Annotated in this window: 12 protein-coding genes; 10 read left to right on the plus strand and 2 right to left on the minus strand. The window is 60.6% G+C overall.

Going from position 1 to position 16,388, the window contains the following annotated elements; genetic code table 11:
* Positions 1–16 precede the first annotated feature (16 nt).
* On the minus strand, positions 17–1,507 hold the full coding sequence (locus AB4O36_RS01935) for a leucyl aminopeptidase (protein ID WP_460140953.1): 1,491 nt from the start codon (positions 1,505–1,507) through the stop codon (positions 17–19).
* Positions 1,508–1,907: 400 nt separating this feature from the next.
* Here AB4O36_RS01935 and lptF point away from each other — a divergent pair, with 400 nt between their 5' ends.
* The 8 genes from lptF (at position 1,908) to pdxJ (ending at position 10,264) form a co-directional block, all read left to right on the plus strand.
* Positions 1,908–3,026, plus strand: coding sequence for an LPS export ABC transporter permease LptF (gene lptF, locus AB4O36_RS01940; RefSeq protein WP_460121189.1), 1,119 nt, complete (start codon positions 1,908–1,910; stop codon positions 3,024–3,026).
* The gene (gene lptG, locus AB4O36_RS01945) at positions 3,019–4,080 is read left to right on the plus strand and encodes an LPS export ABC transporter permease LptG (RefSeq protein WP_460121191.1); all 1,062 of its coding nucleotides are present in this window, start codon (positions 3,019–3,021) and stop codon (positions 4,078–4,080) included. Before lptF ends, lptG begins: the two co-directional genes overlap by 8 nt.
* A 170-nt stretch (positions 4,081–4,250) precedes the next feature.
* Complete coding sequence (gene lepA / locus AB4O36_RS01950; protein ID WP_460121193.1) at positions 4,251–6,050, plus strand: translation elongation factor 4; 1,800 nt, start codon at positions 4,251–4,253, stop codon at positions 6,048–6,050.
* Between the two features lie 5 nt (positions 6,051–6,055).
* Entirely contained in the window at positions 6,056–6,910 is an 855-nt protein-coding gene (lepB, locus tag AB4O36_RS01955) for a signal peptidase I (RefSeq protein ID WP_460121195.1), read from the plus strand.
* Positions 6,911–7,088: 178 nt separating this feature from the next.
* Positions 7,089–7,778, plus strand: a complete 690-nt coding sequence (gene rnc / locus AB4O36_RS01960) for a ribonuclease III (RefSeq protein WP_460121197.1) — start codon at positions 7,089–7,091, stop codon at positions 7,776–7,778.
* Positions 7,771–8,673, plus strand: a complete 903-nt coding sequence (era, locus tag AB4O36_RS01965; RefSeq protein ID WP_460140954.1) for a GTPase Era — start codon at positions 7,771–7,773, stop codon at positions 8,671–8,673. Before rnc ends, era begins: the two co-directional genes overlap by 8 nt.
* 106 nt (positions 8,674–8,779) lie before the next feature.
* Complete coding sequence (gene recO, locus AB4O36_RS01970; RefSeq protein WP_460140955.1) at positions 8,780–9,469, plus strand: DNA repair protein RecO; 690 nt, start codon at positions 8,780–8,782, stop codon at positions 9,467–9,469.
* 51 nt (positions 9,470–9,520) lie between these two features.
* On the plus strand, positions 9,521–10,264 hold the full coding sequence (gene pdxJ, locus AB4O36_RS01975; RefSeq protein WP_460121203.1) for a pyridoxine 5'-phosphate synthase: 744 nt from the start codon (positions 9,521–9,523) through the stop codon (positions 10,262–10,264).
* Between the two features lie 161 nt (positions 10,265–10,425).
* Here pdxJ and mltF read toward each other — a convergent pair whose 3' ends face one another.
* Positions 10,426–11,886, minus strand: coding sequence for a membrane-bound lytic murein transglycosylase MltF (mltF, locus tag AB4O36_RS01980; RefSeq protein ID WP_460121205.1), 1,461 nt, complete (start codon positions 11,884–11,886; stop codon positions 10,426–10,428).
* Positions 11,887–12,160: 274 nt separating this feature from the next.
* On the opposite strand from mltF, the gene purL reads away from it, so the two are divergent.
* Complete coding sequence (purL, locus tag AB4O36_RS01985; RefSeq protein WP_460140956.1) at positions 12,161–16,057, plus strand: phosphoribosylformylglycinamidine synthase; 3,897 nt, start codon at positions 12,161–12,163, stop codon at positions 16,055–16,057.
* Positions 16,058–16,061: 4 nt separating this feature from the next.
* The gene (locus tag AB4O36_RS01990) at positions 16,062–16,373 is read left to right on the plus strand and encodes an NGG1p interacting factor NIF3 (RefSeq protein ID WP_460121209.1); all 312 of its coding nucleotides are present in this window, start codon (positions 16,062–16,064) and stop codon (positions 16,371–16,373) included.
* The last annotated feature ends 15 nt before the right edge of the window (positions 16,374–16,388 follow it).

Raw genomic sequence — 16,388 nt, forward strand, 5'->3', positions numbered from 1 at the left:
CCCGGGGTCATCGGTTTCAGGCCTTGGCGCGGTCCAGCAGGTATTGGGTCAGCAATGGCACCGGACGGCCAGTGGCGCCCTTGTCCTTGCCGCCGCTGGTCCAGGCGGTGCCCGCGATGTCCAGGTGCGCCCAGTTCAGGTTCTTGGTGAAGCGCGACAGGAAGCAGGCGGCGGTGATGGTGCCGGCTTTCGGGCCACCGATGTTGGCGATGTCGGCGAACGGGCTGTCCAGTTGCTCCTGGTATTCGTCGAACAGCGGCAGTTGCCAGGCGCGGTCGTCGGCCGCCTTGCCGGCGCTCAGCAATTGCTCGATCAACTCGTCGTTGTTGCCCAGAAGGCCCGAGGTGTGCGCCCCCAGTGCCACGACGCAGGCGCCGGTCAGGGTGGCGATGTCGATCACCGCTTGCGGCTTGAAGCGCTCGGAGTAGGTCAGGGCGTCGCACAGCACCAGGCGGCCTTCGGCGTCGGTGTTGAGGATTTCCACGGTTTGGCCGCTCATGGTGGTGACGATGTCGCCCGGGCGTGAGGCGTTGCCGCTTGGCATGTTCTCGGCGCAGGCCAGGATGCACACCAGGTTGATCGGCAGTTTCAGTTCGAGCACGGCGCGCAGGGTGCCGAAGACGCTGGCGGCACCGCCCATGTCGTACTTCATTTCATCCATGCCGGCACCCGGCTTCAGGCTGATGCCGCCGGTGTCGAACGTGATGCCCTTGCCAACCAGCGCGTACGGCTTCTCGGATTTCTTGCCGCCGTTGTACTGCATGACGATCAGGCGCGGTGGCTGGGCGCTGCCCTGGCCGACCGCGTAGAACGAACCCATGCCCAGTTCCTTGATTTTCTTTTCATCGAGGACTTCGACTTTCAGGCTCTTGAATTCCTTGCCGAGGCTCTTGGCCTGTTCGCCAAGGAATGTCGGGTGGCAGATGTTCGGCGGCAGGTTACCCAGGTTGCGGGTGAACGCCATGCCGCTGGCGATGGCGCTGGCGTGGGCCACGGCGCGCTCGACTTCGGCCTGCGCGGCCTTGATGGTCACCAGGGTGATCTTCTTCAGGGCGCGCGGCTCGGCTTTCTGGCTCTTGAACTGATCGAAAGCGTATTCGCCATCCATCAGGGTTTCGGCCAGCAGGCGGGTCTTGCCATAGCTGTCCCGACCCTTGATCACGACTTCGTCCAGGGCCAGTGTGGCGTCGCTGCCACCCAGGCCTTTGAGGGTATTGAGGATGCCAGCGACGATTTTGCGGAACGGACGATCACCCAGCTCCGCCTCCTTGCCCACCCCGACCAGCAAAACGCGCTCGGCCTTGAGGTTCGGCAGGCTGTGCAGCAACAGGCTCTGCCCAACCTTGCCGGCCAGGTCACCGCGCTTGAGCACGGCGCTGATCGCACCGCCGCTCAAGGCGTCGAGTTGAGTAGCGGCGGCACCGAGCTTGCGGCCTTCGCCGACGGCGACTACCAGGGTGGCGGTTTTCAACGTTTCGGGGTTGACGCTTTTTACAACCAGTTCCATGTCCGGTTCCCTGAAGTGATGGGTCAACACGCAAGGGCTCGATGACGGTCGATCGAGCCTGCTTATAAAGAAGAGCCGCAGTTTGAACCTCGCCACCTCAGCCTGACAACCCTGGACCGTGATTCTGTGTAGGAGCGAGCTTGCTCGCGATGGAGGTCCAGGCAGTGCGGACATTCAGGAAGCCCACGTCATCGTTGACGACCATCGCGACGGTTCGACGCCTCGACAAGCTCGCTCCTACAGATTCACGTGCAGGGCAGGCCAGGGGATGCATTGCGCAGTGACAGGCGCACCCAATCACAGGATAATGCGCCAACTTTTTTCGACGGCTCTGTCTTGCGGGCTGTCGATACGTTTGCCTGTTTGGCCGCCTTAGCCTGACAACCCTGGAGTGTCTGGTTTGATCGTCTTCCGTTATTTATCCCGCGAAGTCCTGTTGACCTTGAGTGCCGTCAGTGCGGTGCTGCTGGTCATCATCATGAGCGGACGCTTCATCAAGTATCTCGCACAAGCAGCCTCTGGCCAGCTCGACCCGAGTTCGTTGTTCCTGATCATGGGCTTTCGACTGCCGGGCTTCTTGCAACTGATCCTGCCGCTGGGCCTGTTTCTGGGGATCCTGCTGTCCTACGGTCGTCTTTACCTCGAAAGTGAAATGACCGTGCTTTCGGCCACTGGCATGAGCCAGCAGCGCCTGCTGCGCATGACCCTGTTCCCGGCCGCCATCGTGGCGCTGGTCGTTGCATGGTTGAGCCTGAGCCTGGCGCCCCAGGGTGCCAATCAATTCCAGTTGCTGCTCAACAAGCAGGACGCACTGACCGAGTTCGATACCCTTGAGCCAGGCCGTTTCCAGGCACTGCGTGACGGCACGCGAGTGACTTACACCGAGCAACTGACCGACGATCGCGTCAACCTGGCCGGTGTTTTCATTTCGCAAAAGAACCTGGGTTCCGATAACAAGGATCGTGGGATTTCCGTGCTGGTGGCCGAGAAAGGTCGCCAGGAAATCCGTCCTGACGGCAATCGCTACCTGATCCTCGACAATGGCTACCGTTACGACGGCAGCCCGGGGCAGGCCGATTATCGGGCGATCAAGTACGACGAATATGGTGTATTGCTGCCCAAGCCGGATGTCAGCGATGAAGTGACCGACCGCGATGCCATGACCACCGCGTCCCTGTTCGGTAGCGACGACATCCGTTCGCGCACCGAGCTGCAATGGCGTCTATCCCTGCCATTGCTCGTGTTCATCGTGACCCTGATGGCGGTGCCGCTGTCGCGGGTGAATCCGCGTCAGGGCCGCTTCCTCAAGCTGCTGCCGGCGATTCTTCTTTATATGGCTTACCTCACCATCCTGATTGCCGCTCGCGGTGCCCTCGAAAAGGGCAAAATCCCGCCTGCACTGGGGTTGTGGTGGGTCCACGGTGTATTCCTGATCATTGGTCTGGGCCTGCTCTACTGGGAGCCCCTGCGCTTGAAGATGGCCAGCCGTCGCAGCGCGTTGGAGGTGGCCCGTGGTTAAGCTCGACCGCTACATCGGTAGCAGCGTGTTCATGGCGATCCTGGCGGTACTGGGCATTATTCTCGGCCTGGCCACGCTCTTCGCCTTCATCGACGAAATGAGCGATGTCAGCGATACCTATACGTTGCTGGATGTCCTGAGCTACGTCCTGTTGACCGCACCGCGTCGTTTGTACGACATGCTGCCAATGGCGGCACTGATCGGTTGCCTGATCGGTCTCGGCAGCCTGGCCAGCAACAGCGAACTGACCATCATGCGCGCCGCCGGCGTGTCGATCGGTCGAATCGTCTGGGCGGTCATGAAACCGATGCTTGTCCTGATGCTGGTCGGTGTGCTGATTGGCGAATACATCGCACCGGCAACCGAAAGCACCGCCCAGGCCAATCGTTCGTTGGCCCAGGGCAGCGGCGATGCGCAAAGCGCCAAGCACGGCATGTGGCACCGCCAGGGCGACGAGTTCATCCATGTCAACTCGGTCCAACCCAACGGCATTCTCTACGGCGTGACCCGTTATCACTTCGATAAAGAGCGGCACATGCTGTCGGCAAGCTTCGCCAAACGTGCCGAGTTCGACCAGGATCACTGGCAGCTCAGTGACGTGACCACCACGCTGTTCCATGAGCGCAGCACGGAAGTGGTGAACACCCCGGTCGAGCGTTGGAACGTGGCCCTGAGCCCGCAATTGCTGAGTACCGTGGTCATGGCGCCAGAGTCGCTGTCGATCACGGGTCTGTGGGGCTACATCCACTACCTGGCCGATCAGGGCCTTAGCAATGGCCGTTATTGGCTGGCATTTTGGGTCAAGGTGTTGCAGCCGCTGGTCACCGCCGCGCTGGTGTTGATGGCGATCTCCTTCATTTTCGGCCCGCTGCGTTCGGTGACACTCGGTCAGCGGGTGTTTACCGGCGTGCTGGTGGGGTTCACCTTCCGTATTGTTCAGGATCTGCTCGGTCCTTCAAGCCTGGTGTTTGGCTTCTCCCCGCTGTTTGCGGTGCTGGTGCCGGCGGGAATCTGTGCTCTGGCTGGTGTCTGGCTGCTACGCCGCGCGGGTTGATCCCGGCGATTTGCTGCCTTCACCGCCTACAAAAACGCCCCTGTCGCAAGACCGGGGCGTTTTTGTAGGCGCCGTCTGACCTGCGAACGTGACGCTAGCACCGTGGATCAGGTACAATTCCCGGCTATTTTTCGGCGGGCCATGCCTGCAGCCTTTTTGAGTGTTGATCCGTGAGTGATTTGAGTCATATCCGCAATTTCTCCATCATCGCCCACATTGACCATGGCAAGTCGACGCTGGCCGATCGCTTCATCCAGATGTGTGGCGGCCTGGCCGAGCGTGAAATGGAAGCCCAGGTGCTGGACTCCATGGACCTTGAACGCGAGCGCGGGATCACCATCAAGGCGCACAGCGTTACCCTTTATTACAAAGCCAAAGATGGTATCAACTACCAGCTGAACTTCATTGATACCCCCGGCCACGTTGACTTCACCTACGAAGTCAGCCGATCCCTGGCGGCCTGTGAAGGCGCACTGCTGGTGGTGGATGCCGGTCAGGGCGTGGAAGCGCAGTCCGTAGCCAACTGCTACACGGCGATCGAGCAGGGCCTGGAAGTGATGCCTGTGCTGAACAAGATCGACTTGCCACAGGCCGATCCTGATCGCGTGAAGGACGAAATCGAGAAAATCATTGGCATCGATGCCACCGACGCGGTCACTTGCAGTGCCAAGACCGGCCTGGGTGTCGATGAAGTGCTTGAACGCCTGGTTGCAACCATTCCGGCGCCCACCGGTAACATCGAAGATCCGCTGCAAGCGTTGATCATCGACTCCTGGTTTGACAACTACCTGGGGGTTGTGTCCCTGGTGCGTGTACGCCATGGCCGGGTGAAGAAGGGCGACAAGATCCTGGTCAAGTCCACCGGCAAGGTCCACCTGGTGGACAGCGTCGGCGTGTTCAACCCCAAACATACCGCCACAACTGACCTGAAGGCCGGTGAAGTGGGCTTCATCATCGCCGGTATCAAGGACATTCACGGTGCGCCAGTGGGCGATACCCTGACCCTGAGCAGCACGCCTGATGTCGACGTGCTGCCCGGCTTCAAGCGCATTCAGCCGCAGGTCTACGCCGGCCTGTTCCCGGTCAGCTCCGACGATTTCGAAGACTTCCGTGACGCCCTGCAAAAGCTCACCCTGAACGATTCGTCCCTGCAATACACCCCGGAAAGCTCCGACGCCCTGGGCTTCGGCTTCCGTTGCGGCTTCCTCGGCATGCTGCACATGGAGATTATCCAGGAACGCCTGGAGCGCGAATACGACCTGGACCTGATCACCACTGCACCGACGGTAATCTTCGAACTGGTGCTCAAGACCGGCGAGACGATCTACGTCGATAACCCGTCGAAATTGCCGGACGTGTCTTCCCTCGAAGACATGCGCGAACCGATCGTTCGGGCCAATATTCTTGTGCCACAGGAACACCTGGGCAACGTCATCACCCTGTGCATCGAGAAGCGTGGCGTGCAGCACGACATGCTGTTCCTCGGCAATCAGGTGCAGGTGACCTACGATCTGCCGATGAACGAAGTGGTGCTGGACTTCTTCGATCGTCTGAAATCCACCAGTCGCGGCTATGCTTCGCTGGATTACCATTTCGATCGTTATCAATCGGCTAATTTGGTGAAACTGGATGTGTTGATCAACGGCGACAAGGTCGATGCCCTGGCGCTGATCGTGCACAAGGACAACGCGCACTACAAAGGGCGCCAGTTGACCGAGAAGATGAAAGAACTGATTCCGCGGCAGATGTTCGACGTGGCGATCCAGGCGGCCATTGGCGGTCAGATCGTGGCGCGTACAACCGTCAAGGCACTCAGAAAGAACGTATTGGCCAAATGCTACGGCGGTGACGTCAGCCGTAAGAAAAAACTGCTTGAGAAGCAAAAGGCCGGTAAGAAACGCATGAAACAGGTCGGCAACGTGGAAATTCCACAAGAAGCCTTCCTCGCCGTGCTCAGGTTGGATAGTTAGGTCCTATGTCGCTAAATTTCCCGCTGTTGCTGGTCATCGCTGTTTTCGTCTGCGGCCTCCTGGCGTTGCTCGATCTGGTATTCCTGGCGCCGCGCCGGCGTGCCGCCATTGCTTCCTATCAGGGCAGCGTCAGCCAGCCTGACGGGATGGTGGTCGAGAAACTGAACAAGGAGCCGCTGCTGGTCGAGTACGGCAAGTCGTTCTTTCCGGTGCTGTTCATCGTGCTGGTGCTGCGCTCGTTCCTGGTGGAACCGTTCCAGATTCCTTCCGGGTCGATGAAACCGACCCTGGACGTGGGTGACTTCATCCTGGTGAACAAGTTTTCCTACGGGATTCGCTTGCCGGTGATCGACAAGAAGGTCATCGAAGTAGGTGATCCGCAGCGCGGTGATGTGATGGTGTTCCGCTACCCGAGCGACCCGAACGTCAACTACATCAAGCGTGTGGTTGGCCTGCCGGGCGATCAGGTGCGCTACACCGCTGACAAGCGCCTGTTCGTCAATGGTGAGTCGATTGCCGAGCAACTGGTCGGTGCCGAGCCGGGTACCCTGGGCAGCGCCGAGCTGTACAAGGAAAAACTCGGAGCCGCCGAGCACCTGATCCGAAAGGAGATGAGCCGTTATCGCGCCGCTCCCGACCATACCTGGACCGTGCCTGCCGGGCACTACTTCATGATGGGCGACAACCGCGACAACTCCAACGACAGTCGTTACTGGGATGATCCAACCATTCCCAAGGATCTGCTGGGCATGGTTCCCGACAAGAATATCGTCGGCAAGGCCTTCGCCGTCTGGATGAGCTGGCCGGAACCCAAACTCAGTCATCTGCCGAACTTTTCGCGGGTTGGCTTGATCAAGTAATCACACACGGCGCTGTTGAACACAGCGCCGAATGCATTTCTGGAGTAGCCACAAGCGGCGCCAGGTGCATGCAGACCATGATATTCAGGACGTAATTTTTGAACACAGCGTTAATTGTCCCAAGCCTGCGCCGCACCCTCGCGCTGGCATCCAGCCACGAACTCAGCGTGGGTAAACCGTGAGCGTCTCCTTAAGCCGTCTAGAGCGTCAGCTCGGTTACACCTTCAAGGACCAGGAATTGATGGTCCTTGCCCTGACTCACCGCAGTTTCGCCGGGCGCAACAATGAGCGCCTGGAATTCCTCGGTGATGCCATCCTCAACTTCGTTGCTGGCGAGGCGCTGTTCGATCGCTTCCCGCTTGCCCGCGAAGGCCAGTTGTCGCGATTGCGCGCACGTTTGGTCAAAGGTGAGACCCTGGCGGTACTGGCCCGTGGTTTTGATCTGGGTGACTACCTGCGCCTGGGCTCCGGCGAGTTGAAAAGCGGCGGTTTCCGTCGCGAGTCGATTCTTGCCGATGCCCTGGAAGCATTGATCGGCGCGATCTACCTGGACGCTGGCATCGAAGTGGCACGTGAACGCGTGCTGGCCTGGTTGGCTGGCGAGTTCGAGGGGCTGACGCTGGTCGACACCAACAAGGACCCGAAAACCCGCCTGCAGGAATTCCTGCAGTCGCGTGGTTGTGAGCTGCCGCGTTACGAAGTGGTGGATATCCAGGGTGAACCGCATTGCCGAACGTTTTTCGTCGAATGCGAAGTTGTCTTACTGAATGAAAAAAGCCGGGGTCAAGGTGTGAGCCGTCGTATTGCCGAACAGGTAGCGGCCGCCGCAGCACTGATTGCCCTGGGTGTGGAGAATGGCAATGACTGATTCAAACGCAACTCGCTGTGGCTATGTTGCCATCGTCGGCCGTCCCAACGTGGGCAAGTCCACGCTGCTCAATCACATCCTCGGCCAGAAACTCGCCATCACTTCGCGCAAGCCCCAGACCACTCGCCACAACATGCTGGGCATCAAGACCGAAGGCAACGTGCAGGCGATCTACGTCGACACCCCAGGCATGCACAAGGGTGGCGAAAAGGCGTTGAACCGCTATATGAACAAGACTGCTTCGGCGGCGTTGAAAGACGTCGACGTGGTGATCTTCGTGGTGGATCGCACCAAATGGACCGAAGAGGACCAGATGGTGCTCGAGCGCGTCCAGTACGTGACCGGTCCGCTGATCGTGGCGCTGAACAAGACTGACCGCATCGAGGACAAGACCGAGCTGATGCCGCACCTGTCCTGGCTGCAGGAACAACTGCCCAACGCGCAGATCATCCCGATTTCGGCGCAGCACGGGCACAACCTCGATGCGCTGGAGCGCGTGATTGCCGAGCACTTGCCGGAGAACGATCACTTCTTCCCCGAAGACCAGATTACCGACCGCAGCAGCCGCTTCCTTGCCGCCGAACTGGTGCGCGAGAAGATCATGCGCCAGATGGGTGCCGAGCTGCCGTACCAGATCACCGTGGAAATCGAAGAGTTCAAGCAGCAGGGCAAGACCCTGCACATTCATGCCTTGATCCTCGTCGAGCGTGATGGCCAGAAGAAGATCATCATTGGCGACAAGGGTGAGCGTATCAAACGCATTGGCACCGAGGCGCGCAAGGATATGGAGCTGCTGTTCGACTCCAAGATAATGCTCAACCTCTGGGTGAAGGTCAAAGGCGGCTGGTCCGACGATGAGCGCGCATTGCGTTCACTGGGTTACGGCGACCTGTAAGCCGGCTCCTGAACGCCGATACCTCTGTGGGAGCGGGCTTGCTCGCTCCCACATTGCTTTCTGTTGTTTGTAAGATTGCATTCCTATCGCCAGAACCCAGGCTTCCATGTCGCAACCCCCAGCTTCAGGCCAACCCGCCTACGTCCTCCACTCCCGCGCCTACCGGGAAAACAGTGCGTTGGTGGATTTCATCACGCCGCAAGGGCGGTTGCGGGCGGTGTTGCGCAGTGCGCGGGGCAAGGCGGGGACCCTGGCGCGGCCGTTCGTGCCGTTGGAAGTGGAGTTTCGCGGGCGGGGCGAGTTGAAAAACGTCGGGCGCATGGAAAGTGCCGGGGTCTCCACCTGGCTGCATGGCGAAGCGCTGTTCAGTGGCCTCTATCTCAACGAGCTGTTGATTCGTCTGCTGCCCGCTGAAGACCCTCATCCCGCTGTGTTCGATCACTACGCCGCAACGCTGCTGGCCTTGGCCGAAGGGCGGCCGCTGGAGCCGTTGCTGCGCTCCTTCGAATGGCGCCTGCTCGACGATCTCGGATACGGTTTTGCACTGTCTGCGGACATCCATGGCGCGCCCATCGACCCGTCGGGGCTCTACCGCCTGCAAGTCGACGCCGGTCTGGAGCAGGTCTATCTGTTGCAACCCGGCCTCTTCAACGGCACCGAGCTTCTGGCCATGGCCGAAGCCGACTGGTCGGCCCCCGGTGCGTTATCGGCGGCCAAGCGCTTGATGCGTCAGGCCCTGGCTGTGCATTTGGGCGGTCGGCCGCTCGTATCTCGAGAGTTGTTTCGAAAGCCATAAATTCAGCGTGTATGCTGTGCACCGAACTTTCTCTTCTACTGGAGCATTTCCGTGACCACCAGCACCCGCATTCTTCTTGGCGTGAACATCGACCACGTTGCCACCCTGCGTCAGGCCCGGGGCACTCGCTACCCGGACCCGGTCAAGGCGGCACTGGACGCGGAAGAGGCGGGCGCTGACGGCATTACCGTACACCTTCGTGAAGACCGTCGGCACATTCAGGAGCGCGACGTGTTGCTACTCAAGGATGTGCTGCAAACCCGTATGAACTTCGAAATGGGCGTCACCGAAGAAATGATGGCGTTCGCCGAGCGCATCCGTCCGGCGCACATTTGCCTGGTCCCGGAAACCCGCCAGGAACTGACCACCGAAGGCGGCCTCGACGTAGCGGGTCAAGAGGCGCGGATCAAGGCGGCCGTGGAGCGCCTGTCGAAGCTCGGTTCTGAAGTATCTCTGTTCATCGATGCCGACGAGCGGCAGATCGAAGCCTCGCGCCGCGTCGGTGCGCCGGCCATCGAGTTGCACACCGGCCGTTACGCCGATGCCCAGACGCCGGCCGAAGTGGCTGAAGAGCTCAAGCGCGTCGCCGACGGCGTGGCGTTTGGCCTGGCCCAGGGGCTGATCGTCAACGCGGGTCACGGTTTGCACTACCACAACGTCGAAGCCGTCGCGGCGATCAAGGGCATCAACGAATTGAACATCGGCCATGCGCTGGTGGCGCATGCGTTGTTCGTCGGCTTCAAGTCCGCCGTCGCCGAGATGAAAGCGCTGATCCTGGCGGCGGCCAAGGCCTGACCAGCGGCATGATCGTGGGAACGATCAAAACGAACCCCATCCTGTAGGAGCGAGCATGCTCGCGATGGTCGTACTGTCACCGCGGGGTGTCAGGTCGCCAACATGATCGTTGACGACCATCGCGAGCGTGCTCGCTCCTACAGTAAAGTGGGTATCGTGGATCAGAGCGGCGGCGTTTCCTGGGCCGGCTTGCTCTTGTCGATCGCTGGCACATGCAGGTTGCCTTCGGCGACCTGGTTGCCTTCAAGCTGCGGTTGGGTCACCCAGGTAAGGATGTCGTAGTAGCGGCGGATGTTCGCCACGAAATGCACAGGCTCGCCGCCGCGGGCGTAGCCGTAGCGGGTCTTGCTGTACCACTGCTTCTGCGACAGGCGTGGCAGTATCTTTTTCACGTCCAGCCACTTGTCGGGGTTCAGCCCTTCCTTGGCCGCCAGCTTGCGTGCGTCATCCAGGTGGCCGCTGCCGACGTTGTAGGCCGCCAGGGCAAACCAGGTACGATCCGGCTCCTGGATCGATTCGTCCAGTTGATCCTTCATGTAGGCCAGGTACTTGGCGCCACCCATGATGCTTTGCTTGGGGTCCAGGCGATTGGACACGCCCATGGCCTGCGCGGTGTTCTGGGTCAGCATCATCAGGCCGCGCACGCCGGTCTTCGAGGTGACGGTCGGCTGCCATAGCGATTCCTGGTAGCCAATGGCCGCCAGCAGGCGCCAGTCGACCTTTTCCTTTTTTGCGAAGTTCTTGAAGTGCTGCTCATACTTGGGCAGGCGCTGCTGCAAGTGTTGGGCAAAGGTGGTGGCGCCCATGTAGCCGAGTACATCGACATGCCCGTAGTAACGGTCCTTGAGGCGTTGCAGGGTGCCGTTCTTCTTCACTTTGTCGAGGTAGGCGTTAATCTCGTTGAGCAGGCTGTTGTCCTCGCCGGCTGCCACTGCCCAACTCTGTTCGCTGGCATCGCCCAGGTCGAACGCAACGCGGATATTGGTGAAGTAGACCTGGTTCATCGCCACTTCGTTGGAATCGACCAGTGTCAGGTCGATCTGGCCTTCATCCACCATGCGCAGCAGGTCGACCACTTCAACCGCGTCGGACTCTTCGTATTCGATACCGGGAAACTGCTGTTTCAACTCGGCCAGTTGTCCGGCGTGGGTGCTGCCCTTGAGCACCATGATCTTCTTGCCGATCAGATCCTTGGCCTCGGTCGGTCGCGACTGACCGTTGCGATAGATGACCTGCGGGGTGACTTCGAGGTAGGAGTGGGAAAAGCGCACTTGCTTCTTGCGCTGCTCGCTGCTGACCAGGCCGGCCGCCGCGATCACCGGACCATTGGGCTTGCCCACCTGGCTGAACAGGTCGTCGAGGTTGTCGGCGGTCTCGATCTTGAGTTCGACCCCCAGATCGTCGGCGAAGCGCTTCACCAGCTCGTATTCGAAGCCGGTTTCACCGTTGCGATCCTGAAAGTAGGTAGCGGGGCTGTTTCGGGTAACCACCCGCAGCACACCATCCTCCTTTACGCGCTCGAGGGTGTTGGGTTTATCAACACAGCCACTGAGCATCAGGAAGAGTCCGGTTGCGATCAGCCATTTGCCGAATCGCGGACGCAAAGCCGTTGGGGAAAACATCTGCGCAGTATACGCAAAGGACCACGAGCGCCATATATCGACAGCGAGGGCCTTGTCTGCTAGAACCTGGCAAACCCCTCTGGAGCCCGCAGGAATGGGCTCTGATGACAATTTGTGACAGTAAAAATATCCCTTGGCGAGCCGTTGTTTCACGTGCAAAAAAACGGCTTGGCGGCCGGGGACGACCGTGTGTACCGTTTCGGGTGATGTCGCGGGCGGTTTAGGCTAGAATGCACGGCCTCAAAGCACACCCCTTCCCGAGGCTGTCCCGAAGATGTTGATCCTGCGCGGCGCTCCTGCCCTTTCTGCCTTTCGCCACAGCAAACTTCTTGAGCAACTGAGCCAGAAGGTTCCGGCTGTCAGTGGCCTGTATGCTGAATTCGCTCACTTCGCCGAAGTTACCGGCGTCCTGACCGGCGACGAACAGCAGGTGCTCGCGCGCCTTCTGAAGTACGGCCCCAGCGTTCCGGTACAAGAGCCCACCGGCCGTCTGTTCCTGGTGTTGCCGCGTTTCGGCACCATCTCGCCGTGGTCCAGCAAGGCCAGCGATATCGCCCGCAACTGTGGCCTGAGCAAGATCCAGCGCCTGGAGCGCGGTATCGCGTTCTATGTTGCCGGCCAGTTCAGCGACGCCGACGCCCAGTCGATCTCGGATGCGCTGCACGACCGCATGACCCAGATTGTCCTCGGTAACCTGGAGCAGGCTGCCGGTCTGTTCAGCCACGCCGAACCCAAGCCGCTGACGGCCATCGACGTGCTGGGCGGCGGTCGCGCCGCGCTGGAAAAAGCCAACACCGAGCTGGGCCTGGCCCTGGCGGAAGACGAAATTGACTACCTGGTCAATGCTTTCGTCGGCTTGAAGCGCAACCCGCATGACATCGAACTGATGATGTTCGCCCAGGCGAACTCCGAGCACTGCCGTCACAAGATCTTCAACGCCAGTTGGGACATCGACGGCCAGAGCCAGGAAAAAAGCCTGTTCGGCATGATCAAGAACACTTACCAGATGCACAGCGAAGGCGTCCTGTCCGCTTACAAGGACAACGCTTCGGTGATCGTCGGTAACGTCGCTGGCCGGTTCTTCCCGGACCCTGAAACCCGCCAGTACGGCGCGGTGCAGGAACCGGTGCACATCCTGATGAAAGTCGAGACCCACAACCACCCGACCGCGATTGCCCCATTCCCGGGCGCGTCCACCGGTTCCGGTGGCGAGATCCGCGACGAAGGCGCAACCGGCCGTGGCGCCAAGCCAAAGGCCGGACTGACCGGCTTCACCGTGTCCAACCTGCAGATCCCGGGCTTCGAACAGCCGTGGGAAGTGCCATACGGCAAGCCGGAGCGCATCGTCACCGCGCTGGACATCATGATCGAAGGCCCACTGGGCGGCGCTGCATTCAACAACGAATTCGGTCGTCCGGCATTGACCGGCTACTTCCGCACCTTCGAGCAGTCGATCTCCACGCCCCATGGCGACGAAGTTCGCGGTTACCACAAGCCGATCATGCTGGCCGGCGGCATGGGCAACATTCGTGAAGAACACGTCAAGAAAGGCGAGATCGTCGTTGGCTCCAAGCTGATCGTGCTGGGCGGCCCGGCCATGCTGATCGGTCTGGGCGGCGGCGCTGCTTCCTCCATGGCCACCGGCACCAGCTCGGCGGACCTGGACTTCGCTTCGGTACAGCGCGAAAACCCGGAAATGGAACGTCGCTGCCAGGAAGTCATCGACCGTTGCTGGCAGTTGGGTGACAAGAACCCGATCAGCTTCATCCACGACGTGGGTGCAGGCGGCCTGTCCAACGCCTTCCCGGAACTGGTCAACGATGGCGACCGTGGTGGCCGTTTCGAACTGCGCAACATTCCAAACGACGAGCCGGGCATGGCCCCGCACGAAATCTGGAGCAACGAATCCCAGGAGCGTTACGTCCTGGCGGTCGGTCCGGCCGACTTCGAGCGCTTCCAGGCGATCTGCGAACGCGAGCGTTGCCCGTTCGCGGTGGTCGGTGAAGCCACTGCCGAGCCCCAACTGACCGTCACTGACAGCCACTTCGGCAACAGCCCGGTGGACATGCCCCTGGAAGTGCTGCTGGGCAAGGCCCCGCGCATGCACCGTTCGGTGGTCCGTGAAAATGAACTGGGTGACGATTTCGATCCGTCGACCCTGGACATCGCCGACAGTGTCGAGCGCGTCCTGCATCACCCGGCCGTCGCCAGCAAGAGCTTCCTGATCACCATTGGCGACCGCACCATCACCGGCCTTGTGGCACGTGACCAGATGGTTGGTCCATGGCAGGTGCCGGTGGCCGACGTTGCCGTCACCGCCACCAGCTTCGACGTCTACACCGGTGAAGCCATGGCCATGGGCGAGCGTACTCCGCTGGCGCTGCTGGATGCTCCGGCCTCGGGTCGCATGGCGATTGGCGAAACCCTGACCAACATCGCCGCCTCGCGCATCAACAAGCTCTCCGACATCAAACTGTCGGCGAACTGGATGTCCGCTGCCGGCCACCCGGGTGAAGATGCACGTCTGTACGACACCGTTAAGGCCGTCGGCATGGAGCTGTGCCCTGAGCTGGGTATCACCATTCCGGTGGGCAAGGACTCCATGTCCATGGCCACGCGCTGGAATGACAACGGCGAAGACAAGACCGTCACTTCGCCCATGTCGCTGATCGTGACCGGTTTCGCGCCTGTGGCTGACATCCGTCAAACCCTGACGCCGCAACTGCGCATGGACAAGGGCACCACCGACCTGATCCTGATCGACCTGGGACGTGGCCAGAACCGCATGGGCGCCTCGATCCTTGCCCAGGTTCACGGCAAGCTTGGTAAACAGGCACCGGACGTTGACGACGCCGAAGACCTGAAAGCTTTCTTCGCGGTGATCCAGGGCTTGAACGCCGATGGTCACCTGCTGGCGTATCACGACCGTTCCGATGGTGGTTTGCTGACCAGCGTCGTGGAAATGGCCTTTGCCGGTCACTGCGGTCTGAGCCTGAATCTCGACAGCCTGGCGGACGGCGCTGCGGATATCGCCGCCATCCTGTTCAACGAAGAACTGGGCGCGGTGATCCAGGTTCGCCAGGACGCGACCCCGGACATCCTTGCGCAATTCAGCGCGGCGGGCCTGGGCGACTGTGTATCGGTAGTTGGCCAGCCGATCAACAACGGCCAGATCAACATTACTTTCAACGGCGATACCGTTTTCGAAGGCCAGCGTCGTCTGCTGCAACGTCAGTGGGCCGAGACCAGCTACCAGATCCAGCGCCTGCGCGACAACGCCGACTGCGCCGAGCAGGAATTCGACGTGCTGCTGGAAGAAGACAATCCGGGTCTGAACTTCAAGCTCAGCTACGACGTCAACGAAAACGTTGCCGCGCCCTACATCAAAAAAGGCATCCGCCCACAGGTCGCCGTACTGCGTGAGCAGGGCGTCAATGGCCAGGTGGAAATGGCCGCCGCATTTGACCGCGCCGGTTTCAACGCGATCGACGTGCACATGAGCGACATCCTCGCAGGCCGTGTTGACCTGAACGAGTTCAAGGGTCTGGTCGCTTGCGGTGGCTTCTCCTACGGTGACGTACTGGGTGCCGGTGAAGGCTGGGCCAAATCGGCCCTGTTCAACAGCCGCGCCCGCGATGCCTTCCAGGGCTTCTTCGAACGTAACGACAGCTTCACCCTCGGCGTGTGCAACGGTTGCCAGATGATGTCCAACCTGCACGAGCTGATTCCAGGCAGCGAGTTCTGGCCGCACTTCGTCCGCAACCGTTCCGAGCAGTTCGAAGCGCGCGTGGCGATGGTTCAGGTCCAGGAGTCGAACTCGATCTTCCTGCAGGGCATGGCCGGTTCGCGCATGCCGATCGCCATTGCCCACGGCGAAGGCCATGCCGAGTTCGAGAGCGAAGAGGCGCTGCTGGAAGCCGATCTGTCCGGGTGTGTGGCCCTGCGTTTCGTCGACAACCACGGCAAGGTCACCGAGACCTACCCGGCCAACCCGAACGGTTCGCCGCGGGGGATCACCGGTCTGACCAGCCGCGACGGTCGCGTCACCATCATGATGCCGCACCCGGAGCGCGTGTTCCGCGCCGTGCAGAACTCGTGGCGTTCCGATGACTGGAACGAAGACGCGCCGTGGATGCGCATGTTCCGCAACGCCCGCGTCTGGGTGAACTGAGACGGTGTACAAGCTCGCCTTCTTTGTGCCCGACAGTCACGTCGAGACGGTTAAAACCGCTGTCTTCGAAGCGGGCGGCGGGCGCATCGGCGACTATGACCACTGTGCCTGGCAAGTGCTGGGCCAGGGCCAGTTTCGCGCGTTGGATGGCAGTCAGCCGTCCATTGGGCAGATCGGCCAGGTCGAAGTGGTGCAAGAGTGGAAGGTTGAGCTGGTGGTGGCGGATGAGTTGATCAAGGCGGCCGTGGCGGCGTTGAAACTCAGTCACCCCTACGAGACACCGGCTTATGAAGTCTGGCAGCTGGAAGATTTCTGATCTTTTGTGCTGGCG

The organism is Pseudomonas sp. S2_E01, from assembly GCF_054668365.1.

Excerpts from the sequence above, each read along its gene's own strand:
- AB4O36_RS01935 (WP_460140953.1), bottom strand. The coding sequence starts at position 1,507 with ATGGAACTGGTTGTAAAAAGCGTCAACCCCGAAACGTTGAAAACCGCC.
- lepB (WP_460121195.1), top strand. The coding sequence starts at position 6,056 with ATGTCGCTAAATTTCCCGCTGTTGCTGGTCATCGCTGTTTTCGTCTGC.
- era (WP_460140954.1), top strand. The coding sequence starts at position 7,771 with ATGACTGATTCAAACGCAACTCGCTGTGGCTATGTTGCCATCGTCGGC.
- recO (WP_460140955.1), top strand. The coding sequence starts at position 8,780 with ATGTCGCAACCCCCAGCTTCAGGCCAACCCGCCTACGTCCTCCACTCC.
- mltF (WP_460121205.1), bottom strand. The coding sequence starts at position 11,886 with ATGTTTTCCCCAACGGCTTTGCGTCCGCGATTCGGCAAATGGCTGATC.
- purL (WP_460140956.1), top strand. The coding sequence starts at position 12,161 with ATGTTGATCCTGCGCGGCGCTCCTGCCCTTTCTGCCTTTCGCCACAGC.